The following is a 23,358-nucleotide window of genomic DNA, read 5'->3' as shown; positions in this document are numbered from 1 at the left end:
CCTCACCTCCCGGACCGGTCCGCCGCCCGCGGGGAATGGAGCGGCGGTATCCCCCAGCCCACTGAGTCCAGTGCAGCGGGCCGACCCACGCAGGCCCCAGCCAAGCGCTCCGCTGCGGGCCGGGCCAGAGCGCACGGCCGGGCGCACGGCCACACACCGGGAGCACGCCGCGCCCCGGCCCGCGCACCACCACCACGACCGCCCGCACCGCCCGCACGGACAACAATCCCGCCATCCGGACGTCTGCCCCTTAACGGTAGGGATAGGGAGAACTACGCTGTGTTTACTGGTGTTCTCGACAGGGGGCATATTCCTCGGGGCTCGGCCACATGCGTGTGCAGGCGGAGTACGAGGGTTCGAACCTGGGGAGGCATCGGTACGAATGCCGCGCGCCGTCCTCGGTGACGCGGCGGCTGTCTGTGTGTCGAGGGGTGGCGCATGTCCAGGGAGCAACGCGGGCCGAACGAGAAACTCGGCACAGTTCTCGCCCTCGCGGGAATCAGTAACGCCGGGCTCGCCCGGCGGGTCAACGACCTCGGAGCACAGCGCGGTCTGACACTTCGCTACGACAAGACCTCGGTGGCCCGGTGGGTCGCCAAGGGGATGGTGCCGCAGGGCGCGGCGCCGCATCTCATCGCGGCGGCGATCGGGGCCAAACTCGGCCGGCCGGTCCCGCTGCACGAGATCGGTCTCGCCGACGCGGACCCCGCCCCGGAGGTCGGCCTCGCCTTCCCCCGGGACGTGGGCGAGGCGGTCAGATCGGCGACCGAGCTGTACCGACTGGATCTGGCCGGGCGCCGGGGCGGCGGCGGGATCTGGCAGTCGCTGGCCGGTTCGTTCGCGGTGAGCGCGTACGCGACCCCCGCCTCCCGCTGGCTGATAACCCCCGCCGATCCGTCGGTGGCCCGGGACCCGACGGCGGCACAGACAACGGCTCCCGGCGCACGCGGCGGCGCCCCCGACGCCCCGCACGGACCGGGCTCCCGCGCGCCTGGGGCCGCTCCGGACAGCCGGGGCGCACACATCCTCCACACCGGGAGCGCCCCGGCCGCGCCCGGCTCCGTTCCCGCACAGCCGGGAGTCCCCCTGCAACCGGGAGTCCCGGTACAGCCGGGGCTCCCCGTAGCGGCGGGAGTCCCCGTACAGCCCGGGGGCCCTGTGCAGCCCGGAGTCCCCGTACAGCCCGGCCCGGAGTCCGCGGACGCCTCGCCGCTGCGGGTCGGCCACAGCGATGTGACGAAGCTGCGCGAGGCGGCCCAGGACGCCCGGCGCTGGGACTCCAAGTACGGCGGCGGCGACTGGCGTTCCTCCATGGTCCCGGAGTGCTTACGCGTCGACGCGGCGCCGCTGCTCCTCGGCTCGTACACCGACGAGGTCGGCCGGGCCCTGTTCGGCGCGTCCGCCGAGCTGACGCGCCTCGCCGGGTGGATGGCCTTCGACACCGGCCAGCAGGAGGCCGCCCAGCGCTACTACATCCAGGCCCTGCGCCTGGCCCGCGCCGCCGCCGACGTCCCGCTCGGCGGCTATGTCCTCGCCTCGATGTCCCTCCAGGCGACCTACCGCGGCTTCGCCGACGAAGGGGTCGACCTCGCGCAGGCCGCCGTGGAGCGCAACCGGGGACTCGCCACCGCCCGCACGATGAGCTTCTTCCGGCTGGTGGAGGCCCGCGCCCATGCGAAGGCCGGCGACGCACCGGCCGCGGGGGCCGCGCTCAAGGGCGCCGAGAGCTGGCTGGAACGGTCCAGGGCGGGCGACTCCGACCCCTCCTGGCTCGGCTTCTACGGCTACGACCGGTTCGCCGCGGACGCCGCCGAGTGCTACCGGGACCTGAAGGCCCCACGCCAGGTCCGCCGTTTCACCGAACAGGCCCTGTCCCGGCCGACCGAGGAGTTCGTCCGCAGCCACGGACTGCGGCTCGTCGTCTCCGCAGTCGCCGAGCTGGAGTCGGGCAACCTGGACGCGGCCTGCGCGGCGGGCACCCGCGCGGTGGAGGTGGCCGGACGGATCTCCTCGGCCCGCACCACGGAGTACGTCCGCGACCTGCTGCACCGCCTCGAACCGTACGGGGACGAGCCCCGCGTCGCCGAGCTGCGGGAGCGGGCCCGACCGCTGCTGGTGGCCCAGGGCTGAGCGACCCGGGACCGAGCGGATCGGCCTGGGGCCGGCCCCAGGTCGGCCCAGGACCGAGCGGGGATGCCGGCCGGGGACCGGCCCGGGCGAAGTGTGCGCCACGCCCTGCCCACGACGGGTTTGAGCCCGTTGTCAGTGGGTCAGTGCACTATCGGGGTGGGAGGTGGCGTGATGATGACGCACGCGGCGTACGACTGCGATGTGCTGGTGATCGGCGGCGGGATCGTCGGTCTGTCGACCGCGTATGCGATCACGCGGTCCGCTCCGGGCACCCGGGTGACGGTCCTGGAGAAGGAGAGCGGCCCAGCCCGCCACCAGACCGGCCGCAACAGCGGCGTGATCCACAGCGGCATCTACTACCGCCCCGGTTCACTCAAGGCGCGGTACGCGCTCCGCGGCTCCGCCGAGCTGGCGGACTTCTGCGCGGAGCACGGCATCGCGCACGCGGTGACCGGCAAGCTGATCGTGGCCACCGAGCGCTCCGAGCTGCCCCGGCTGCACGGCCTGGTCCAGCGCGGCCGCGAACACGGACTGCCCGTGCGGGAGCTGGGCCCGGCGCAGATCGCGGAGTACGAACCGGAGGTGCGGGGCCTCGCGGCGATCCGCGTCGGCACGACGGGCGTCTGCGACTTCACTGCCGTCGCCGCGCGCTTCGCGACCGAGGTCACCGCCGCCGGCGGCCTCGTGCGGTACGGCGCGGAGGTCACCGCCATAGACCGCCGCCCCTGGGGCGTCGCGGTGCGCACCACCGAGGGCCTGGTCGTCCGGGCGCGGGTCCTGGTCAACTGCGCGGGACTCCACTGCGACCGGGTGGCCCGGCTCGCGGGCGACGACCCGGGGGTGCGGATCGTGCCGTTCCGGGGCGAGTACTACGCGCTGGCCCGCCCCGAGCTGGTGCGGGGCCTGGTCTACCCGGTGCCCGACCCGGCCTTCCCCTTCCTCGGCGTGCACCTCACCCGCGGCTTCGACGGCTCCGTCCACGTCGGCCCGAACGCCGTCCCCGCCCTCGCCCGCGAGGGGTATGCCTGGCCCGTGGTGCGCCCCGGCGAACTGCTGTCCACGCTGAGCTGGCCCGGCACCTGGCAGATCGCCCGCAGACACTGGCGCTACGGGGCGGGCGAGGTCCACCGCTCACTGTCCCGGTCCGCCTTCACCCGGGCCGTCCAGCGGCTGCTGCCCGCGGTGACCGAGGAGGACCTGCGCCCGTCACCCGCCGGAGTCCGGGCCCAGGCGGTACTGAAGGACGGCACGCTGGTCGACGACTTCCTGATCCGGGAGGCCCCGCACACCGTCCATGTGCTCAACGCCCCGTCACCGGCGGCGACGGCGTCCCTGCCCATCGGACGGGAGGTCGCGCGGCGGGCGCTGCGCCGGGCACGGGAAACGGGGTGGAAGCCGCCCGCCGTAGAATCGGGGCATTGTGTCTGAGCAGCCCCTGAACCCCGCCCCCGGTGCGCCCGCCGAAGCCACGGCCGCGACGCCCGAGCACGCGCCCGCCGTCACCGCGCCCGCGACCGGCTCCACGGCAGCCGACGTGGCAGCCACCGAGGCCGAAGCTGCGGCCGACATGGTGGCCACCGAGGCCGAAGCCGCGGCCGACGAGGTGACCGCCGACGAAGCGGCCGCGCTGCGGGAGGCCTCCTTCGAGCGGCAGCGCAGGCTCCGCCAGGAGCCCCGCTTCCCCGGCGGCCCCGCAGCCGACCCCGCCGGCTCGCACCACGAGCGCCGGATCCGCAGCTTCCAGCCGCGCCGAAGCCGGGTCACGACCGGCCAGCAGGACGCCCTGGAGCGGCTGTGGCCCAAGTGGGGCCTGGACATCGACGGCAAGCGCGTCCTCGACCTGGACGAGCTGTTCGACGGGCTGCCCGTCGTCCTGGAGATCGGCTTCGGCATGGGCGAGGCCACCGCGCAGATGGCGGCAGACGACCCGGGCACCGGCATCCTCGCCGTCGACGTCCACACCCCGGGCCAGGGCAACCTGCTGGGCCTCGCGGACAAGGCGGGCTCGACCAACGTACGGGTGGCCAACGGTGACGCGGTCATCCTGCTGCGCGAGATGCTGGCCCCCGAGTGCCTCGACGGCCTGCGGGTCTACTTCCCCGACCCGTGGCCCAAGGCCCGGCACCACAAGCGGCGGCTGATCCAGCCCGCGTTCCTGGATCTGGTCGCCCCCCGGCTGAAGCCCGGCGCGATCGTCCACTGCGCGACGGACTGGGAGCCGTACGCCGAGCAGATGCTGGAGGTGCTCACCGCGCACCCCCGCTTCGAGAACACCGCGGCGGACGGCGGATACGCCCCGCGCCCGGCGTTCCGGCCGCTCACCCGCTTCGAGGGGCAGGGCCTGGACAAGGGGCACGTCGTCCACGACCTGCTGTTCGCCCGCATCTGACGCACACCGCCCACGTTGGCCATGTGGCCACGTCCTGGCCGGATGCGCCATCGCCGGGTGTCAGTGCCCCTCGTTAGGGTCGAATGGTGTCCGATCCTTCCGTGCAGCATCAGCAGACACGGCCGGCCGTTCCGGTCCTCCACGAGCAGCGGCTCGACGAGGTGCTGGGCGCCGTGCCGGAGCGTGGCCAGTGGCGATACCGGCCCCGCCGCGTCGGCATGGTGTGGCGCAGCAAGGCGTTCCGCGCCGGGGCCGTGATCCTGGCGCTCGTGCTGTGCGGGCTGGTGATCCTGGCCCTGGTCCGGGAGCAGACCGGCCCGGAAGGCTTCCTCGTCGGTCTCGGCCTGGCGGTGCTCCCGGTCCCCCTCCTGATGGCGGCGTTCCGCTGGCTGGACCGGGTCGAGCCCGGCCCCTGGCGGAATCTGCTCTTCTCCTTCGCCTGGGGCGCGTGCGCCGCCGCACTCGTCGCGATCATCGCCAACTCGTTCGCGACACGCTGGATAGCCACCGCGACGGCCGACCCGGCGAGCGCCGACACCCTGGGGGCGACGGTGATCGCCCCCATCGTCGAGGAGAGCGCGAAGGCGGCGGCCGTGCTGCTCATCTTCGTGTTCCGCAGACGGGAGTTCAGCGGGGTGGTGGACGGGATCGTGGTCGCCGGGTTCACCGCGACGGGCTTCGCGTTCACCGAGAACATCCTCTATCTGGGCAACGCCTTCGGCGAGGACCAGCTCCAGGGCAGTTCGGGGTTCGCCTCGGTGACGGTGGGGACGTTCTTCGTACGGATCGTGATGTCGCCGTTCGCGCACCCCCTGTTCACCGTCCTCACCGGCCTCGGCTTCGGCTTCGCGGCCGTGAGCGCCCGCCGCCACCGGGTCCGCCGGATCGCCCTGCCGCTGCTCGGCCTGCTTCTGGCGATGGGCCTGCACGCCCTGTGGAACGGCTCGGCGTCCTTCGGCCCGTACGGCTTCTACGCGGTGTACGGAATCGTCATGGTCCCGGCGTTCGGCCTGGTGACCTGGCTGGCGATCCATTCGCGCCAGCGGGAGCTGCGTACGCTCGCGGCCGAACTGCCCGCATACGTGGCGGCGGGCTGGCTCACCCCCGCCGAACCGCACGCGCTCTCCTCGATGCGGGCCCGCGGCATCGCCCGCGACCTGGCCCGCCACTGGCAGCGGGACCGGCTCCGGGGCCGGGCGGCGGCCCGCGCGGTCGCGGAGTACGAGTCGTTCGCGACGTCTCTGGCGGGCCTGCGCCGCCGGGCCCGGCACGGCGCGGCGGGCCCCGACTTCGCCGCACGGGAACGGGAGCTGCTGCACCACCTCTGGCAGCGCCGTGACATCGCGGCACCGGCCCTCACCGAGGCCGCCCGCCTGACGACCCGCCCGCAGTACGCATACAGACACGCGCCCGGCCACGGCTACGCGCCCGGGCACGGCTACGCGCCCGGATACGGGCATGGGCACGGATACACGTACGGGCCCGGGCAGGGGCACGGCTACGCGTACGCACACGCCTACGGGCCCGGGTACGGAAACGAGTACCGGCAGCCCTGACGTCGGGGGGGTGTGCGTCAGGGCTGCCGGGGTTCCGGGGTGAGGAGGAGGCTCAGACGGAGAGGCCCTTGCTGTTCAGCCAGGCCATCGGGTCCATCGCCGAGCCGCCCGCCGTACGAACCTCCAGGTGGAGGTGGACACCGGTCACGTTGCCGGTCGCACCCATGCGGCCGATGGTGTCGCCGGTGGTGACCTTCTGGCCGGCCGAGACGTCGATCGAGGACTGGTGGGCGTACCAGATCTCGGTGCCGTCCTCCAGTTCGAGCACCGTGCGGTAGCCGTACGAACCGGACCAGCCGGCCGACTTGATCGTGCCGCTGTGCACGGCCTTGAGCGGCGTGCCGGTCGCCCCGGCGAGGTCGAGGCCGGTGTGCTGACCGGAGGACCAGAGCGCGCCGGACTGGCCGTAGGTCGAGGTGACCGTGTACGAGGAGGTGGGCAGGGAGTAGCTGGCGGCGAGCTTGGCGAGGCGCTCGGCCTCCGCCTTCTTCTTCGCCGCTTCCTCCGCCGCCTTCTTCTCGGCGGCGGCCTTGGCCTCGGCCTCGTCCTGCTGCTTCTTCGCCTCGGCGGCCGCCTTCTCTGCCGCGGCCTTCTCGGCGGCGGCCTTGGCCTCGGCATCCGCGCTGGCCTGCTGCTGCTCGGCCTGCTGGAGGATCCGGGCGCGCAGGGCCTCGCCCGCGTCGGTGGCGCCCTGCTCGGCCTCGGCGCTGGTGAGCCCCGCGGAGGTGAGCGGCGCGGCCGCGGCGACCGGGGCGGCCTCCACGTCGTCCGACATGAAGGACCCGACGCCGGGAAGGGACTTGGCGTCGGGAAGGTTGTCCGCGATGGAATCGGGAAGAGAGATGGAGACGGGTGCCTTGTCCTGAGCGGTGGCCATGCCCCCCGCTCCGACGGCCGCTATGACGCCGACCCCGAGGACGGTGGAGCTACGGGCCAGACCACGCTGCTTGGCTACGCGGTGCCTGCCGCGCACGGGCCGGATGGACTCCTCGGTGGGATTCCACTCCCCCACGGACCGCTCCGCGCCACCGAAGGTGTCGGCACTGAAGGGTGACGGGGCCTCAGGGGCAGGCTTGTTGGACGCCACGTGGGCGCACTCCTTTCCTTCCTTCTCGCCTACCGGGTTAGCTGACGGGTTCGGAGCAGGAAGGTCTCCTACGGGCCCCTCCGTCTCTCACGAGACGCAGGCGTCCGATTCACCCCATGTAGGTGGTTCCCCGGTTCCCTTGCGGGATTCGGCGCTCGCGCGCGGCGCCGTCCTGACGACGGCTGGGACGACCGCGCTGCGTTATCGAACGTTAATAGACACACGGTCCCGATTCCAAGCTGTTCCTGCTAATCATTAACGAACTCGACGGGGACTTACAGGGCAGAAGTGGGCTAAATCAGGCGACTTGACCGCGCCTCAGCCACACCCCTCTTTCTGACGTTGCGTCAAATGTTATGCGGAGCGACGCGCTTCAGTTACGTACCGTGTCATCGCCCCGCCCCACGATCTTCACCGTCGTCCGCCGCTCCGGCTGCCCCTCCGCCGGCCGGCCCACCGCGAGCAGCGCCATGTCGTCCGTGGTCCGCCCCCCGGTGTGCAGCCGTACGTCGTCGGTGAGCGCCGACAGCAGCTCCTCGGGACCGGGGAAGATCCGGCCGCGCAGCCGGGCCGCGGGATCGTAGAAGACCCCGTTCGCGTCCCGGGCCTCGGACAGGCCGTCGGTGAAGGCGAGGAGGGTGGCGCCGGCGGGCATCGCCCACTCGTCGGACCGGTCCGGCCACACCCCCAGGTCCATCCCCAGCGGCAGCGCGGGCACGGAGGGCGCGAGCACCTCCAGGGCGCCGTCCGCGTGCAGCAGGACCGGCTCGGGATGCCCCCGGTTGACCAGCCGCACGGTGGCCGAACCGGGCGGGATCTCGGCCAGTACCGCGGTGATGAACCCCTCCATGGCATCCAGCCCGTACCGGCGCGTCCCCTCCCGCGCCAGCGCCCGCTCCAGCCGCTGGGCGACGCCCTCCAGGGACCGCTCCTGCTCGGCGGCCTCCCGGAACGCCCCGATGATCACCGCCACCGTCTCGACGGCACCCAGCCCCTTGCCGCGCACGTCGCCGACGACCAGACGGACGCCGTACGGGGTGTCCGCGACGGCGAACAGGTCACCGCCCACGAACTCGTCCGCCTGGGCCGCCTCGTACCGCGCGGCCACCTGGAGCCCGCCGATCCGCTCGGCCGGTGTCGGCAGGACGGCGCGCATCGCGGTCTCCGCGATGACCCGTGCCGAGGCCAGCTGCTCGTTGCTGCGCCGTACGACCCCGTTGATGACCAGGGCGAGCACCGCGGCGGTCAGCACGGTGATGGTCTCGATGACCGGGACCACCTGGGTGGACGTCCCGTCGGAGAGCCGCATCGCGATGACGGACAGGAGCGAGGCGATGCCGGTACGGACGGTCCGGGACCGGGAGAAGAACGGCGCGGCGATCAGGGGCGCCGCCACGAACAGGGGAACGGCGGTGAAGTTGGGCGGAGCCAACGAGTCGAACAGCAGCCCGCCGACGATCAGGAGCGCGGGCAGCAGCCGGACGAACCGCCGGGTGCCCCTGCCACCGGGCGTCACCGCCCCGTCCGGGGACCCGAGCACGGCGCGGCTCAGACCACCGGCGCTCCCGGCCACGCGCCCACGCCGCTCCTCGGCCAACCCCACCTGTGCACTCCTGCCCGGTCCACCCACGGCTGCGGACGGTACCGCGCCCCGTCCAGGCTTCCCGGAGCCGCGCCGGGCGGCGACTCCTCATCGGCCAAATAGGGGGAAGCCGGACGAGGACCGGCCATCGGTGACCGATACGGCCGACGGCCGGCCAGGCGGTCCAAGCCCACTCAGCCGTCCCAGGCCGCCCCCAGCCGTCCCAGGCCGCCCCCAGTCGGCCCAGTCGACCCAGCCCGCTCAGCCAGCCCGGCCCGCCCAGCCCCCTCCCGGCCGGCTCAGCCCGCCCAGGGCGCTTGGCCCGCCCCGTCGGCTCAGTCGGAGAGCGAGTGCTCCGCGTAGACGGTCAGCGCGTCCCGTACGAGGGTGACGGTGTCATCCGCGTGGCGGTCGTAGTTCTGCGCGAAGCGCGGATCGGCGACGTACATCTCGGCGAGCCCGATCACGTACGAACGGCTCGGCTCCCTCGTCGTCGCCAGCCAGGCGCAGTGCCGCCGCGCGATGTCCTGCGCCTCCTCGCTGTCCGGGGCGAGCCCGGCCTCCTTGGCCCGCCCCCAGTCGCGCGCGATGGCCTCCTGCTCGTCCTGGAACGCCTTCTTCTCCGCCGCCCCGAGCGAACGCCACCACCGGTCGCCCTCCTCGTACGCCTTCCGGCCCCAGCGCTCGGTCACCTCCTGCTCGTGGACGGTGTGGTCGAACCCGTCGAACACTTCATCAGCCATGAGTTCCATCCCCTCCCGGGTCTTGTGGAGAGTGGTCCGCACCGAGGCGATCTGCCGCCCGATGCGCGCCTGCTCCTGTTCGAGCAGCCGCAGATGCGCCCGCAGCGCCACCGCCGTGTCCCGCTGCCCCTCCAGTACGTCCTTGATGGCGGGCAACGACAGCCCGAGCTCCCGCAGCAGCAGAATGCGCTGCAACCGGACGAGGGCGTCCTGGTCGTAGTAGCGGTAGCCGTTGCTCCCGACCCGGCTCGGCGTGAGGAGACCGAGGTCTCCGTAGTGCCGGAGCGTGCGGCTCGTGGTGCCGGCTTTTCTGGCGATTTCCTGGATGGACCACTTCATGCCGGAAACGCTAGATCTTTACGCTGCGTCAAGGTCAAGCGTCCCGGGCCGGGCGGTTCGGTGCCGTTCCCCGGAAACGACTCAGGCCCGGCACGCTGTGCGCGTGCCGGGCCTGGATCTTCAGTAGCGGGGACAGGATTTGAACCTGCGACCTCTGGGTTATGAGCCCAGCGAGCTACCGAGCTGCTCCACCCCGCGTCGGTAAACACCACTCTACGGCATACGGGGAGCGCACTCGACCACCTGCCGCTGCTGCCTGCCTCCGCCGGGCGACCGGCTCCACTCCTCGGCACACAGCAGAAGGATCGCCGCGAAGGGCACGTCCAGGGCTTCCGGGCAGCATGGGCCGCCTCTTCCAACTGCGAGCCATGCGGGGGCGGTACGAGGCATCGTCCGCCTACAGGAGACCCCGCCCGGAGGCACTCCAGGGGCGGGGTCCGAAAGGTAGGCCGTGTGGGACTCGAACCCACAACCAACGGATTAAAAGTCCTGGCCGGGTCCGACCGGGTGCTGCCGGGTGATGCCGTCCTGTCCTGGGATGCCTGGTCGGACGAGATGAGCGGCGTTGAGCGATCCGGCCGAAACCGGGCTGTGCCGGAACATCCGCTCACGCATCGCTCACGCACGGACGGCGTTACGCCCCATCGTCGACGTTGATCCTGCTAGGAACCCCATCGGATGAATCCAGCGTGTGGAGTCCGGCAATTCCACCGATCACGCCGGTATCGTCAGCCGCAACCGGTCCGCGGAGGCCCGGAGGACGTAGCGGGTCGCCCGGGTTTCCTGGCTCGTCCAGGGTGCGGCGCGCCCACTCCGCTACTCCCTGACGTGCCTCCCCGATGTGCGAACACGGACGCGATCCCCCGCTGACCCGGCAGCGACGAAGGACATCGCGCTATGCCCCACACCACGGCCAAGGCCGCCTCGCTCATCCGCGCCGGATTCACGGGAGAGGTTCCAGCCACTGCTCGCCCGGGAATCGATCGATCCGGCGGGCTGGGCCTGGACCACTGCACCCCGGAACAGACCGAACTACGCGCTCTGTTGGCTCTTGCCTGCTTCAACCAAGGAACGCTGACCGCGCCTCGACTGCGCTGGCGGGTCGGGCAAATCGGCGCGTACGGGCCGGTCATCTCCCCACGATTCGATCACCTCGTGCTGATCGTCAATGCCTGCGACAACGTCGCCCTCCGCCTCGTCGGCAGTCCGACCGACCCCCACATCCCAGGAATGAGGGTCGAGGAGCGCCTGGGCTACCACTTGTGGCGCCTACGGCACTTGCCCAGTGGTGCTCAGATGTACGTCTCCGAGCGAGACACCCTCTCGGCCGGCCGGGGCCGCGCACGGCGCCTGCCGAATCTGCGCCGACGTCTCGGCGTGGAGGAGCCGCTCACCTCCGACGAGTACGACAAGCTCGCCGCCGTACCCGAGATCATTCCCTCCATGAAGCGGCTCTTGGCCGGCATCTGGGTGCGCATGTCCTTGCGAGATCCAGACGGCTCCTTCGACCTGGGGGGATGGTTCATGGACCCGCTCGACCGCCCCACCGAACGAGCCCGTTGGTCGCCCGCTGGCCGGCTGTGGGGGCACGAGGGCCGGTGGGACCTCGAATGGCGGGGCTACCCCTTCCCTGCCGACCTGACCGCAGCTCTCACCCACCCCGCCGCCGGCATCAAAGGCGTGACGGTGGACCGCACGTCGTCCCACAGCTGGCTCATCCGGCTCGAAGAGGCCGAGCTGTATCTGCACGACGAAGAGCTATGAGCTTGGGAGTCACCGCCACCCATGCCGCCTGCGCTGCTTCTGACCTGCGGATACACCTCATTACCCAGCCTATGGTGAGGCGCCGTCTACACCCGTGGCGAGCGTTGTTCACCGTTCGGTGGGACACGGGTGGAGCACACCCGAACGAGGTCGCTGTGCACGTCGGACGGGGTCATCCAATGGGTCCTAGACAGCCCCCGGGAGGGTGCTCGGTGGGGCTTACCGGAGGCCAGTTCCAGGAGCCCTCGTGGACCTCGCGGGCCTCGGGGCGATGGGGCCGACGACCGGGAGGTCGCACTGGCCGGCCCTGAAGACATTGCGGAAGGGGAGGGTCATGATGTGGGGTTTGTCGTTGGTGCCGATCACGGCCAGCAGCTCGTCCCTGCCGAGTGCGTGCCCGACGCGGCCGCCCGAATCTCGACGACACCTTCCTGGCTGACCTTCTCGACGAACGCCTCGCCACTGATGACCTCGCAGCCCGGAAACAACGAAGCCCCAGGGCGGCTGACCTGGGGCTTCGTTCAAGAGCGGATGACGGGAATCGAGCCGGCTGTCCTAGCAAGGCCCTTGCTCCGCGCCGTGCCTGTTCTCCGCGTCGTCAAGGGTGTTCGCCGGGTGCTGCCTTGTGTTGCGACGCAACCGCTTCCGCAGCAGAGCGCCCGCGGCCACCACAGCCATGGCTGCGAGTGACCCCAACGCTTCGGCGATCGCACCTTCACTGACTGCGGTCCAGGAAACCCCCAACACAGCAACTCCTTCAGATCGTTCGACGTATCCGTCCCAGCGTGTGCCGTCCGGGGGCTCCCAAGACGCTGATGGACGGCGCCTGGCAACGTCGGACAGAATCGGACGGATTCTGACGGCGAGGGACACGGGGGGCGAGCGTGGCGCGTTTGAAGAGGCCGGACCTTCCCTACGGCCCGCTCCGTGACCTCAACCACGCTCTGCACGACCTGCACCAGCGCGCCGGGCTACCTCCGGTTCGCGACCTCGCCAGAAGCGTCGGTGCCGGGGTGGCCAGCAGAAGCCGCATCCACGACGCGTTTACTGACAGTCGGCTTCCGTCGTGGGGTCTCGTGCAGCTGCTGGCTCGTGCACTTGCGCAGACGGTGCCAGCCGGTGACATCGCCAGGGAGGAGAAAGACCTTCACGCCCTGTGGCTGATGGCCTCGGGTGCGGCCCACATCGATCACCCGATTGAAGAACCCACGGATCCAGAACTCGCCGTAGGGGCACGTGCCATTCTCGCCATGAGGGTTGAGTGGGAGAGTCCAACTATGGTGGAGATTGGCGAGCGCCGTCTTCTTCGCCGGCACGTGACCAGCGCTCTCCAGGACATCGGCTACCAAGATGCTGCTATTTATCGGCACGATGGCAGTGCTGGCAGCACAGTCGCCTTGGCCCCCACCAGGGAGCGTCCGTCCCTCACGGCAGCGACGTTCTTGGCGTCAGTGGACTTCGAGCATCGCAGGCGAACCGAAAAGATGCGATTTATGGCTCACCTCACACATTCTGTGGGTAGTTCGACGCAAGCCGGAGTGGAGGTTGAGCAGGCCGTCGCAGAGCTCGAGTCCTTCTGCGCCTCGCCACTTATCGAGCCGCACTGGCCTAAGGGGGCAGAGATGCCTATGCATAGTCGCGACCGTCCAGTCTCCGCCATTGTGCACGGCATGGACGCTGACCAAATCGGCAGCTTCTGGGGTGGATGGGAATTGGTGCAGGTCGCTCTGCGCCCCGGCTTTAGCTCCGTCAACTTCTGGTTGCGAGAGCATGCAGAGACGCCCTTCTAGCAGGCGGACACAGAGGGACTGAGCGTTGCTGGGAGTCTTCACCAACCCGACCCACGGAGTCTCGGCTCCAACTTTTCAGCCGTATGGCATGGGGCTTCAAATAGGCCATGCGAGGCTGGCGGCCTAGACGTAGCTGGGGACGCTCTCGTAGTACCGGTAGTGGTCTGCATCGTAGGCGTCGTGACCCCGGTTGACCTTTCTGAAGGTGATCTCGAAGTTGTCGTATTGTCCGTCATCAAAGGAGACGCCATCGTCGCCAAGCCGCTGGCGCAACGTGTACTCATTCATCGGCGGCTCGATCTCCTCGCGCCGCCAACTTCGGTATCCGTGCAAGTAGTCGAGGTACCAGACGAACCCGCCATGCTTGTCGTCGTAAAATACACCTCGGGGGCGAATTTCATGACCAACGGGCAATGCGATCGAGGCGACTCTGTCCAGACGTTCGTCGATCCATTTGAGTGGGAATCCAACTGCGCTTCCGTGTCGGTTGGCGACACGGAGGTAGAAGCCGCGGGTGATTCCGATGAAACGGTTAGGCTCGCTGGTGGCGAAAACTTTCCACCCGCTGGCTTCGGCGCTCACCGGGAAGAACCGCTGGGCCACCGCCCAACCTCGGGGAGTAGCAAGCATGCGTTCGAGTTCCACTCCATCCCACACGTGGGTGTGCACGCCCTTGGTTCGCTCGATCGATTCCAGTCTGGACACCAGGGCGCTTGAGGGTTGGGTGGAGCAGACGAGGAGGAAGCCGTCGGCGTCGTGCTGTGCAACGGCGTCCACGATGCCGCCGATACTGCCTACGTCTTCACCGTTGACCGAGCGCCCTGCACCATCCTTGGCATGCGCCATGTGCTTGCACGAGATCACCCATTTCCGCGTCTTCGCTCCCAGCAGGGCGTCCCCTGGTTCTTCCAAAAGAAGGTCACGTCCGCCGTCTGCTCCCCGGCCGGACCACTTGGCCCTGTAGCCGAGAGCCAGTGCCAGTTCTCGGACTAGTTGCTCCAGGCCCTCGCCGTCCGGCGCCAACTCGTGAAAGTCGAGCATGGTGATCCCTGTCAGTGAAGTGCGGTTTCGGTCCGCGTGGTGCATGCGCCCCGCAGGGTCGGTTGACCTTCAGGTGATGCCGGGCCGATTGACTGAAGAACAGGCTTATCACCCGCTACTGACAGAGCTGACACCGAGATCACCTTGAGATGCGCGCTGCCTGCTCGCGGAGTTCCTGGGCTTCTGGAACTCCGGTGTACCGGCGTAGGCGGACACGCATGTCCTGGAGGGCGGCCTGGACCTTGACCGAGCGGATGCCGTCGGCGTAGTCGAGGAAGTCGCGCCAGGTGGCCATGGCTCCTTCGACGTCGCCTTGGCGCAGGCGCACGCCGCCGAGGTCGGCGAGGACGATGGCTCGCGTGCGGCGGCGGTCGAGGCCGTGGATGTCGAGGGCGAGGTGGAGGTGTTCCTCGGCGGCGTCGAGGTCGCCGAGGCGGGCGAGGATCATGCCGGACTCGTGGGCCCAGCGGCCGGGGGAGTAGTGGGCGGCCCAGGAGTCGTCTGCTGCGGCGGTCGGCTTGCCGATGGCGGTCTCGGACAGGGCGAGGTGCTTGGTGGCCATGCGGCGGTCGTCGTCTTGGGCGGCGGCGTTGGCGAGGGTGGCCTCGTAATAGGCGACGGCTCTCGGGTTGTCGAGCTGGTGACCGTACTCCACGCAGGCTTCGCCGAGCTGGACGGCTTCGGCGCGATAGCCGAGGTCGACGCACTGGACGGCGAGGCCGCGGAGAGCTGTTGCTGATAGTTCCGGATCGCCGGCCTCGGCGGCCAGGCGGAAGGAGTGGGCGTAGTAGCGCTGGGCGAGTCCGCGCAGTTCGGGGGTGTCGCCTTCGTCCTGTGCCATCCAGCCGGCGAGGTGGACGAGCTGGGAGGTCGCGGCGAAAGGGTCGCGGCCGGTGGCTTCGGTGAAGTGGCCCTCCAGCCAAGGAGCGACGTCCTGGGTTAGGTAGCGGACGGCCAGGTGGCGGGCGTGCCCGCCACCGAGTTCGGAGGCGGAGTCGCCGAGTGCCTTGACGGTCAACCACCTCGGCCAAGACCCCGACGCCCACGCCCTCCTCGCCGCCTTCGAACGCGCGGGCAGCCCTGGGATCGCGGTGAACGCCGACCTGACCGATCCGGGCTCCGTTCGGGCCATGGCCGACCTCGTCCGCGCCGAGATCGGCCCCGTCGACATCCTGGTGAACAACGCCGGTTCCTACCCCCGCGCCGCCTGGCAGGACACCGACGAGACCGCCTGGAACTACTCCCTCGACGTGAACCTCACCGCCCACTACCGCACCTGCCACGCATTCACCCCCGGCATGATCGAACGCCGCTGGGGCCGGATCGTGAACATCGGCAGCATCAACGCCCGCGCCGGCCGAACGAACCTCGTCGCATATAGCACCGCGAAGGCCGGGCTGCTGGGACTGACCCGCTCCCTCACCCGCGAACTGGGTCCGTTCGGGATCTGCGTCAACACCGTCATGCCCGGCGCCATCCAGGTAGATGCCGAGAACGCCCTCCCCGCCCGGCACCGTGCGCGGCCGAAGGACCAGATCAAGCGCCAGTGCGTCCCGCGCCGTGGCCGCCCCGAGGACGTCGTCGCCCTGGTGGCGTTTCTCGTAGGCCCCTCCGCCTCGTTCCTCACGGGGCAGTCCGTCCACGTCGATGGTGGCTGGCTGCTCCACTGAGAACGTCAACAAGCAAGGAGACCCAACGAAATGATCGAACGAGTCCGTGCCGTCCTCGTCACCCCCGACCACACGATGCTTGTCATCCGCCGCACCAGGCCCGGCATCCCCGAGTACTGGGTCCTGCCCGGCGGTGGCGTCGAGCCCACCGATGAGTCACGCGAGGCCGCCCTCCACCGCGAGATCCACGAGGAGATCGCGGGAAAGGCCGACATTATCCGTCTGCTCCACACGATGGAGTCCGACGACGAGCGTCAGCTCTTCTACCTCGCCCGCATCGCGACCTGGTCCTTCGACGACCGCACCGGTCCCGAGTTCAGCGCCGAAGGCCGTGGTGAGTACGCGCTGGAGGAGATCCCGCTGACCCTGGCGGGTCTCGACGGTATCGACCTCAAGCCCGAGGACATCGTCTACGTCCTACGAGGAGCCATCAGGGCCGGAAGCCTCGGAGTCGAGACATCGCTCTGAACCTCCGAGTGCGTCAGCAGGTCATCAGGGCCGACTCCGAGATGAGTCGGCCCTGATGACATCGCTACGTGTTGTTGGCTTGGCGCTGGAGACTCTTGACACCAGCATCGGGAAACGACCGTGCCCCACGGCTACTCAGGTCGAACAGCGCTGCTACTGGACCAGCCGGAGCACCGGCCTCTGTTCCTGCACGCCCAGCAGGTCCTGCACCCTCCCGCTTGTCCACGCCAGCTCATGAGCCAGTTGGGAAACCGATAGGCCCGCTTCCTTCGCAGCCAGCTCGAAGGCTTGCCGAAGCAGCGAAGGCCGTTCACCGGGGAAGTTCGAGACGGATTCGGCAGTGAAGCCCGGCTGGCCGTCGAGAGCGCGTAGACGCTGATACGTCCGGCTGGCAGTCGCGTCGGAGATCAGCCCCAGCTCGCGGCATCGGTAGACAAGCGAGTGGAGGGAGACTCCCCAGACGCCCCTTAGCTCGGCCAGGCGTGCAAGATCCATTCGCCCCGGCAGGAACGGCAGGATGCTGTCCTGGGGGGTCAGGAACTCGGCGGCGAAGGCATCCGCCTCCTTCTCCTGACGGCTGTCACCGGTGGCATCGGCGTGAAGCACAAGGTGGCCCAGCTCATGGGCAGCCGTGAACCGGTGCCGGTAGATGTCGTCGGCCCGGGCGGCGGTCAGAACGACGAGCGGCCGGGCTGCCCGGGTGGAGAAGGCGTCCACGCTCGCGGCAGAGGGATCGCTGGCAGGCGGCATGACCACCACGATCCCGTGGGACTCCATCCGCCTCACCAGATGCGTGACAGGGCCGTCGCCGAGGCCCCAGCGCCTACGGAGTTCACGGGCAGCGGAAGCGGGGTCGGTAGACGGCGTCGAGGCGGAGTGCGGCGTTGCGGGCCATCGCCGCCTGAGCGTACGGGGTGGGCGGGTGGCGTTGGCAAAGGCGGCGGATGCGCCATGCAAGGGTGCGGGCGAGGCTGGCCAGCTCCTTCGCAACAGGCCCAGAATCGTTAACTCCGGTTGCCCGGATGAGCAGAAATGCTCTGAACGGTACGGATAGGGCGCGTATCCTCCGTAGATCGCAGTATGTGATCAGGGGAGGGGACTCTGATGGCCGTTCATGCCGCCGCAGATGAAGGCGAAGACGACGAGACACCCGACACCGGCAACGAAGCCGAGCTGGCTTCGACGGGTCCTGACGCGGCAGCGGCCGCCGTCGCAAAGATCATCGATACCAGCAGGATCTACGGCGACCTCTTCCGCCAGCTGCAGGTGGGCCCGGCGTTCCAGGCCGCGAAATGGCTGCAGAGCCAGGACCTGCTGGGTACCAGGAAGCTCCTAGCCGACGCTCAGAAGAACATGTTTCCCAGCGCTCTTGCGGGATATGTCGCAGGGCTACGCTCGATAGACCAGCTGGCGGGGAGGGAACATCTCAAGTACCTAAAGGCAACGGCCGCGCTCAGCGAGTCGGCTGTCGGACCGGGCACTCTGTCTGCATGGCGGACGTCTCTGCAGATCGAGAGCGTCATGGGCGAAATCATCAAGGGCCCCGTCTTCAAGGTGCCGATGCCCCAAGTGTGGGCGACGCAGGAGTTCCGCAAGAGCCTCGGTCTTACAGTCCACCGCCAGGTGTATATGACGGACTGGCTGGCTCGAATGGACTCCGGCCGCGGCCTGCTGTCGGAAATCAGCAGCCGCCCTCTGGCGTTGTACCGGGACTACGTCGGCAGCCTCGGAGATAGTCCAACGCGCTTTGAGCTCGACTCCTCCCTGCACACTGGTCTGGGAGTGAACGGATTGCTGGGAGCAGACGCGCTCAGCTCTGAGACCGTTCTGAGCGATGCCGACCTAGAGGTAGAAGTCGCCGACCGTGTCGACGATCTGCTCTCCCCTCAACAGGCTGGGCGTCTTGATGTGCTGGAAGACCTTCGCAGGGCGCTGACGTCCATCGATACGAAGGTCGTGGAGATGCTTGAGGGTGGGTGGCACGTCGTCCGCCAGGCCCCGCCAGCCGCCGCCGAAATGGCGGCCCAGTGCGCTGTGGAATCCATCGACAGGGCTATCCGTGCAGCTGCCCCGGACAGCGAGGTTGAGAAATGGTTGCCTACGTCGGGGCGTCCTGAGAAGGAATGGCGGTCGTCCAACGGCCGGCTCACTCGTGCGGTCCGGATCCGCTACATCATGCGTGGGTACAAGGAAGAAGCGAAGATGACGTGCACCCTGGTGGACAACATCATCGCCCTGCAAACGCAGGCAACTGGGCGCGCCCAGGCCATCAAACACGCTTCGGCGGGCGACTTGTCCATGGCGCGCTGTTTGCTCGGGACAGCAGAGCACATCCTGACGGTGCTCTTCGTCATCGAGAGGGACTAGATTCAGTTCGGGATCCTTCGCACGTGCATCCGCGAAGGATCACATCAGGCAGCGCTGAACTTCTACCAGCGGAGCCCATCCACAAAGTCTCGACGTCTCCGGCGCAGACCGTAGGGGAGGCGCCAGCCTCGAGCATCCGCTCACGCAGAACCCCGGAAGCGCCGGAGCGCCCCGACCGGTCAACCCGATCGGGGCGCTCCAACGCAGGTCAGAGGGGTTCCCCTGCCCTGCTGTCGGTAGGCCGTGTGGGACTCGAACCCACAACCAACGGATTAAAAGTCCTGGCTGGGGGCTGGTGGTTGATGCCGGGTGACGTCGCCCTGTCCGGGGACCCCTGGTCGAACGGGGTGAGCGGTGTTGAGCGATCCGGCCGAATCCGGGCTGTGCCGGAACGTCCGCTCACGGCTCGCGCACGCACCATGAGCCGTTGAGCAGCCGCCCCCCTCGGGGGAACATACCGCCACCCCCTCAGCCCGATTCAGCGGCTGACCACGGCTTTTGTACACGCACTACCGGCTGGTCATGAACATGGACATAGCTAGGACGGCACCCCCAAGAGCAACTGCCCCCAGACGCAGCTTCCAGGTGACGGCATTGTTGATTGCTCGCTGAGCCACGGCCCAATGTCGATACAGCAAGTAGCCCGCTACATCGAGGAGAAGAGCGACACCACCCGCCAGCCAGATGTACACCACAATGTCGTGGTCAGGTCCCGCGAGCCTTGAGAAGAGTTCCTCATCAAGAACTGACTGCGTCCACCATGCCACCATTGGGCAGAACGCCCATGCCAGCATGATTGCCGCCCAAATCTGCGAGGGAATCGACGGCCGGGAGGGCACCGAAGCAAAAGTGGCACCAACCACATTCTGAGTTCCGCCGAACACGGCAGGACCGAAGAAGACATTGTGGTGGACCTCTGGCTCTTCAGGATCCTGGCTCACGTTCCACCGCCCATGTTGACGATCTGGGTACCGCCCATCTGGGTGGGTCCGTAAAACTGGTTGTCATAGATGTTCAGCCCAGAATGAGGCTGCGAGGCCCTCAGGGCATCCCGAAGCTGCCGCAACAGGTGCTCATCGGACGCTGCGAGGCGGTAGACATACTCGTGCACGGCGCTACGCAATGCCACTGGGTCCGCCACACGAAGGCGATCGAGATCTTCGATCCGTACACCTTCATCGTTTCGTGAACGGTTCAAGATCGCGCTCAATCGTGGCCGAGCAGACGTGTAGGCATCGCTGACAAGCAGCCCCGTAAGCGCCGTGGTGACGCTCTCAGCCACAAGACCCCAGTCTGTCATGCATCCCCCTGTCTCTCCGTGTACGTCAAGATTACGGAGGGCGATACGCGCTGTCAGAAGAATCGCTGAACAGCACCGATCCCCTCCGCGTTCTCCCTACGGTCGCCTCACAGGCTGCGAGGTCCACCCAGAGGCTGCACTTCGAACGAGAGCATTGGCTTGCTTTCTGCGGACTGTATGAACCCACTGGGTGGCGGACCCTGTGTGCAGTCGCATCGCCGCGCGATAGCGTCGCCCAGGAGACCAACTGCGGAAGGGGTCAAGCGCCGGATGTCACACAACACGGAGGCGTCCCAGACGGATAAGCAGCACGGCCTGATCCTCGACTTCGCCGGAGTGCTCACCGCCAGCCCCGTCGACGTCCACCGCGCTTGGTGCGTCTCCGAAGGGCTGGCGCCTGGAGCGTGGCGCAGAACTCTCAACGATCACCCTGAAGGCCGTCGTCTCTACACGGCGTTGGAGATCGGCGAGATAGGGCAAGCCGAGTGGAACCAGAGCACGGCCTCGCTTCTCGGTGAGCACATCGATCCCGTGAACCTTATGGGGCGGGCCTGGGCCAAGGTGCCTGTGGCTAGTCGGATGGTGGCGCTTGCCCGCGCCGCGCGGGCGGCCGGTCATCGGCTCGCGTTGCTCTCCAACAGCTTCGGCCTCGATCCGTTCAACCCGTACGAACACGTCGGCATCTGGGACTTGTTCGACGTACACGTGGTGTCCGAGCTCGTGGGGCTGGCCAAGCCCGACCCCGCCATCTATGAGCTCGCTCTCGAACTCATCGACGTCCCAGCCGAGCAGTGCGTCTTCGTGGATGATCACGCGGTCAACCTCCCGCCGGCTGCCGAGCTGGGCATCACCACCGTCCACGCGACCGACGAGGACATCTCGGTGGCCGAGCTGGAGGCGCTCCTCGGCGTAACGGCGACGACCGTGACATAGGGCCAACTACTGTCCGGTCAAAGCCTGTCGGCACGATCGCTCCACCCAGTACTGTCCGTGTGGATCCCATCACGCGGAGGTTCTAGATCATGCAATGGTCGGAATACACCACCGCGGAGCGTATGAAGGCGCTCCGCAGCGCCATGACCCAGGAGCAGTTAGCCGAGGCCGCCGCTGTGTCCGTCGGTGTGGTCCGCAAGCTCGAACGCGGAGGAACGGCGTCCCTCCCCTCTCTACTTTCGATCGCCGACGCGCTCGGCACGGACATCGCTGTGCTTCTCGGGCAGCAGGCTCCCCGGCGGTCCATGGACCGCGACGAACGCGCCGCTCTGCGCCTAGTTTCCGCAGCCACCCATGACGCTGCCATCGGTATCCCCGCCGATGTCGAGCCCGGCACCACCGAAGAGCTCCGTGCAGTCGTCCGTCGCGCGGACGCCGCCTACTGGGAAGGCAGGTACACCGAGCTCGGCACCCTCCTGGGCCGGCTCCTCCCCGAGGCGCGAGCCAGGTTCGACGCGGCAAGCAGCGTCGAGCGGGAAGCCGCAGCAGGCATTCTGATCGACACCTTCCAGACTGCGGGCATGGCGGCCAACGTGCTCGGTTCGCGCGATCTCGCGTACGCGGCGCTGACGTACGGCCGCCAGATCGCCGTGCAGACCGGGGACGATCTACGGGACGCCCACCTCGCCGCGACGACCGCGTGGGTCAACCTTCGAGACGGCCGTACGAAACAGGGCTTCCTTCTCGCCGCAGCCCAGGCCGACCGGATCGAACCCAGGATGAGCGAGCACGATCCGGACCGGTTGAGCGTGTACGGCCAGCTCGTCACGAACGCCGCTGTCGCCGCGTCCCGAGGCGGCGCCGGAGCGGACAGCGCCCGCGAATATCTGTCTCAAGCCCATGCCGTTGCCGCCCGCATAGGTGAGGAACGGGCTCGTGGCTCCCATGCCCAGCCGTACGGGCCCATGTACGCCGCCACGCAGGCCATGAGCATCGCAGTGGCGCTCGGCGACACTGCCGGAGCGCTGCGGCTGATGGATACCGTTCGCCTGGACGAGGCCGTCCCCCTGGCAACCCGGGCCCGCTACGGCTTAGACGTCGCCCTCACCCAGGTCGAATGTCGGCGGTGGGACGCCGCCGCCGACACGCTCCAAAACGTCTGCACGATGGCTCCGGGATGGGTGCGCCACCAGATGCTCCCCGGGGTCATCATCAGTCGGCTCGCCGGAGTGTCCGGTCACCGGCTCAGGGGTCTCGCTGACTCCGCAGGCGTCCCACTCGCTGTGCGCTGACTCTCGTCGGCACTGCAACGGTCCGTAGCAGTGCGGTTGCTGCCATCTGCACGACTGATACGGATCGTTGCACCTAGCCAAGCTGGCTTCCCTCCCATGCCACGAGGCGTGGCATGGCAGTTGAGTACGGGCCGCCGCCGGAGTCACGGGCCGTGTCTGGGCCTGTGCCTGACAGCCCAGCAGCCTTGTGGGCATGCCGATCAATCCATCCGGCGCTCTGGGTCACGTTCCCGTTGCCGTCTACGTCTGCGCCCTCACCTCCACCGCCGTCCGTGAGGGAGAGGAGCGGGGTCGCTACTACGCCGACGCACGCCACTGGCACGTCGCCGGCGCATGGTCCGACTCCGACCCGGGCCTGCCACTCGCGGAACGCCCCGGCTGGCAGGCCGTCACGGCCGCCCTGTCCACAGGCATGATCCGGGGGATCGTCGTCGGTGCGCTGACTCATGTCGCGTCCGATGCGGCCCAGTTCGCCAGCCTCGGTGTCCTCATCCGCGAACGAGGCGGGTTCCTCACCGACGTCGCCGGGGCCTTGCCGACCCGCTACACGCCCGGCCAGCGCGAGCGGCGACGCGACATCGCAGACGCGGCCTCCGGCTGGGCACCACAGAGCCAAGCGGCCGAAGAAGGTGCTTCGTGACTGCGGCAAGGGCGTGGGGCGGCGACCTCGTCAGGGACGGGTGTGGCACGCGAGCGATCGTCACCGATGTCCGAGGCCGCGGCACCGTCTGGGTGTTGCGACCGCCGGTCGGCGGCGGCCCCCACTGGGAGACCGACGACCCCGACACTCTGGAGATCATCGCCCGCCGCGGAGTCCACGACAGCCCGTAGGCCCCTGCTGCTCCTCTCCTCCGACAGCCTTCGACCCGTTCGTCATGCCCGTGCACCACTCCCGGAAGGCGGATCA

General features: G+C 68.9%; 20 protein-coding genes, 2 tRNA genes and 1 riboswitch. Of the genes, 12 read left to right on the top strand and 10 right to left on the bottom strand.

All coding sequences use genetic code 11. The features are described 5' to 3' along the window. The first annotated feature begins 438 nt into the window (after positions 1–438). The 4 genes from RI138_RS17470 (at position 439) to RI138_RS17455 (ending at position 6,075) form a co-directional block, all read left to right on the top strand. Positions 439–2,130, top strand: a complete 1,692-nt coding sequence (locus RI138_RS17470; RefSeq protein WP_311120683.1) for a sporulation protein — start codon at positions 439–441, stop codon at positions 2,128–2,130. 171 nt (positions 2,131–2,301) lie between these two features. Further along, on the top strand, positions 2,302–3,558 hold the full coding sequence (gene lhgO, locus RI138_RS17465; RefSeq protein WP_311120682.1) for an L-2-hydroxyglutarate oxidase: 1,257 nt from the start codon (positions 2,302–2,304) through the stop codon (positions 3,556–3,558). Beyond that, complete coding sequence (gene trmB, locus RI138_RS17460; RefSeq protein WP_311120681.1) at positions 3,551–4,519, top strand: tRNA (guanosine(46)-N7)-methyltransferase TrmB; 969 nt, start codon at positions 3,551–3,553, stop codon at positions 4,517–4,519. The genes lhgO and trmB overlap by 8 nt, the downstream gene beginning before the upstream one ends. A gap of 86 nt (positions 4,520–4,605) precedes the next feature. Beyond that, positions 4,606–6,075, top strand: a complete 1,470-nt coding sequence (locus RI138_RS17455) for a PrsW family intramembrane metalloprotease (RefSeq protein ID WP_311120680.1) — start codon at positions 4,606–4,608, stop codon at positions 6,073–6,075. Positions 6,076–6,127: 52 nt separating this feature from the next. On the opposite strand, the gene RI138_RS17450 is transcribed toward RI138_RS17455, so the two are convergent. The 4 genes from RI138_RS17450 to RI138_RS17435 all read right to left on the bottom strand — a co-directional run bounded on the left by RI138_RS17450 (position 6,128) and on the right by RI138_RS17435 (position 10,024). Continuing rightward, positions 6,128–7,162, bottom strand: a complete 1,035-nt coding sequence (locus RI138_RS17450) for a M23 family metallopeptidase (protein ID WP_311120679.1) — start codon at positions 7,160–7,162, stop codon at positions 6,128–6,130. A 12-nt stretch (positions 7,163–7,174) separates the two neighbouring features. After that, positions 7,175–7,326: riboswitch (cyclic di-AMP (ydaO/yuaA leader) on the bottom strand. A gap of 209 nt (positions 7,327–7,535) precedes the next feature. Beyond that, positions 7,536–8,765 (bottom strand): PP2C family protein-serine/threonine phosphatase, encoded by a 1,230-nt coding sequence (locus RI138_RS17445; RefSeq protein WP_311120678.1) that lies wholly within the window; start codon positions 8,763–8,765, stop codon positions 7,536–7,538. Between the two features lie 314 nt (positions 8,766–9,079). Then, on the bottom strand, positions 9,080–9,826 hold the full coding sequence (locus tag RI138_RS17440) for a MerR family transcriptional regulator (protein WP_311120677.1): 747 nt from the start codon (positions 9,824–9,826) through the stop codon (positions 9,080–9,082). Between the two features lie 124 nt (positions 9,827–9,950). Further along, a tRNA-Met gene (locus RI138_RS17435) sits at positions 9,951–10,024 on the bottom strand. 699 nt (positions 10,025–10,723) lie between these two features. Between RI138_RS17435 and RI138_RS17430 the strand changes: the two genes are divergently transcribed. Further along, positions 10,724–11,590, top strand: coding sequence for a hypothetical protein (locus RI138_RS17430; protein WP_311120676.1), 867 nt, complete (start codon positions 10,724–10,726; stop codon positions 11,588–11,590). Between the two features lie 1,913 nt (positions 11,591–13,503). On the opposite strand, the gene RI138_RS17425 is transcribed toward RI138_RS17430, so the two are convergent. Both RI138_RS17425 and RI138_RS17420 read right to left on the bottom strand, forming a co-directional pair. Beyond that, positions 13,504–14,421 (bottom strand): restriction endonuclease, encoded by a 918-nt coding sequence (locus RI138_RS17425; protein ID WP_311120675.1) that lies wholly within the window; start codon positions 14,419–14,421, stop codon positions 13,504–13,506. 139 nt (positions 14,422–14,560) lie between these two features. Continuing rightward, the gene (locus tag RI138_RS17420; RefSeq protein ID WP_311120674.1) at positions 14,561–15,439 is read right to left on the bottom strand and encodes a tetratricopeptide repeat protein; all 879 of its coding nucleotides are present in this window, start codon (positions 15,437–15,439) and stop codon (positions 14,561–14,563) included. Here RI138_RS17420 and RI138_RS17415 point away from each other — a divergent pair. Next, entirely contained in the window at positions 15,429–16,091 is a 663-nt protein-coding gene (locus tag RI138_RS17415) for an SDR family NAD(P)-dependent oxidoreductase (protein WP_311120673.1), read from the top strand. The two genes, RI138_RS17420 and RI138_RS17415, sit on opposite strands and share 11 nt — an antisense overlap. 30 nt (positions 16,092–16,121) lie before the next feature. Then, positions 16,122–16,559 (top strand): NUDIX hydrolase, encoded by a 438-nt coding sequence (locus tag RI138_RS17410; RefSeq protein WP_311120672.1) that lies wholly within the window; start codon positions 16,122–16,124, stop codon positions 16,557–16,559. A gap of 153 nt (positions 16,560–16,712) precedes the next feature. Here RI138_RS17410 and RI138_RS17405 read toward each other — a convergent pair whose 3' ends face one another. Further along, on the bottom strand, positions 16,713–17,336 hold the full coding sequence (locus tag RI138_RS17405) for an ImmA/IrrE family metallo-endopeptidase (RefSeq protein WP_311120671.1): 624 nt from the start codon (positions 17,334–17,336) through the stop codon (positions 16,713–16,715). A 327-nt stretch (positions 17,337–17,663) separates the two neighbouring features. On the opposite strand from RI138_RS17405, the gene RI138_RS17400 reads away from it, so the two are divergent. Further along, positions 17,664–18,926, top strand: a complete 1,263-nt coding sequence (locus RI138_RS17400; RefSeq protein WP_311120670.1) for a pPIWI-associating nuclease domain-containing protein — start codon at positions 17,664–17,666, stop codon at positions 18,924–18,926. 238 nt (positions 18,927–19,164) lie between these two features. On the opposite strand, the gene RI138_RS17395 is transcribed toward RI138_RS17400, so the two are convergent. From RI138_RS17395 to RI138_RS17385, 3 genes are all read right to left on the bottom strand, one after another. Next, positions 19,165–19,298: transfer RNA gene (locus RI138_RS17395), tRNA-Lys, on the bottom strand. Positions 19,299–19,435: 137 nt separating this feature from the next. Then, positions 19,436–19,867, bottom strand: coding sequence for a hypothetical protein (locus RI138_RS17390; RefSeq protein WP_311120669.1), 432 nt, complete (start codon positions 19,865–19,867; stop codon positions 19,436–19,438). Further along, positions 19,864–20,208, bottom strand: coding sequence for a hypothetical protein (locus RI138_RS17385; RefSeq protein ID WP_311120668.1), 345 nt, complete (start codon positions 20,206–20,208; stop codon positions 19,864–19,866). The genes RI138_RS17390 and RI138_RS17385 overlap by 4 nt, the downstream gene beginning before the upstream one ends. A gap of 288 nt (positions 20,209–20,496) precedes the next feature. Between RI138_RS17385 and RI138_RS17380 the strand changes: the two genes are divergently transcribed. The 4 genes from RI138_RS17380 to RI138_RS17365 all read left to right on the top strand — a co-directional run bounded on the left by RI138_RS17380 (position 20,497) and on the right by RI138_RS17365 (position 23,282). Beyond that, entirely contained in the window at positions 20,497–21,159 is a 663-nt protein-coding gene (locus RI138_RS17380) for an HAD-IA family hydrolase (RefSeq protein ID WP_311120667.1), read from the top strand. A gap of 89 nt (positions 21,160–21,248) precedes the next feature. Beyond that, on the top strand, positions 21,249–22,451 hold the full coding sequence (locus RI138_RS17375; protein ID WP_311120666.1) for a helix-turn-helix domain-containing protein: 1,203 nt from the start codon (positions 21,249–21,251) through the stop codon (positions 22,449–22,451). 193 nt (positions 22,452–22,644) lie between these two features. Next, positions 22,645–23,091, top strand: a complete 447-nt coding sequence (locus RI138_RS17370; RefSeq protein WP_311120665.1) for a recombinase family protein — start codon at positions 22,645–22,647, stop codon at positions 23,089–23,091. Continuing rightward, positions 23,088–23,282: a hypothetical protein gene (locus RI138_RS17365; protein ID WP_311120664.1), complete on the top strand. Its 195-nt coding sequence runs from the start codon at positions 23,088–23,090 to the stop codon at positions 23,280–23,282. The genes RI138_RS17370 and RI138_RS17365 overlap by 4 nt, the downstream gene beginning before the upstream one ends. The last annotated feature ends 76 nt before the right edge of the window (positions 23,283–23,358 follow it).

The sequence above is a fragment of the Streptomyces durocortorensis genome, from assembly GCF_031760065.1.
Taxonomy (GTDB): Bacteria; Actinomycetota; Actinomycetes; order Streptomycetales; family Streptomycetaceae; genus Streptomyces.
Note: the sequence above shows the minus strand (reverse complement) of the source record. Positions and strands in the feature narration are given on the sequence as shown.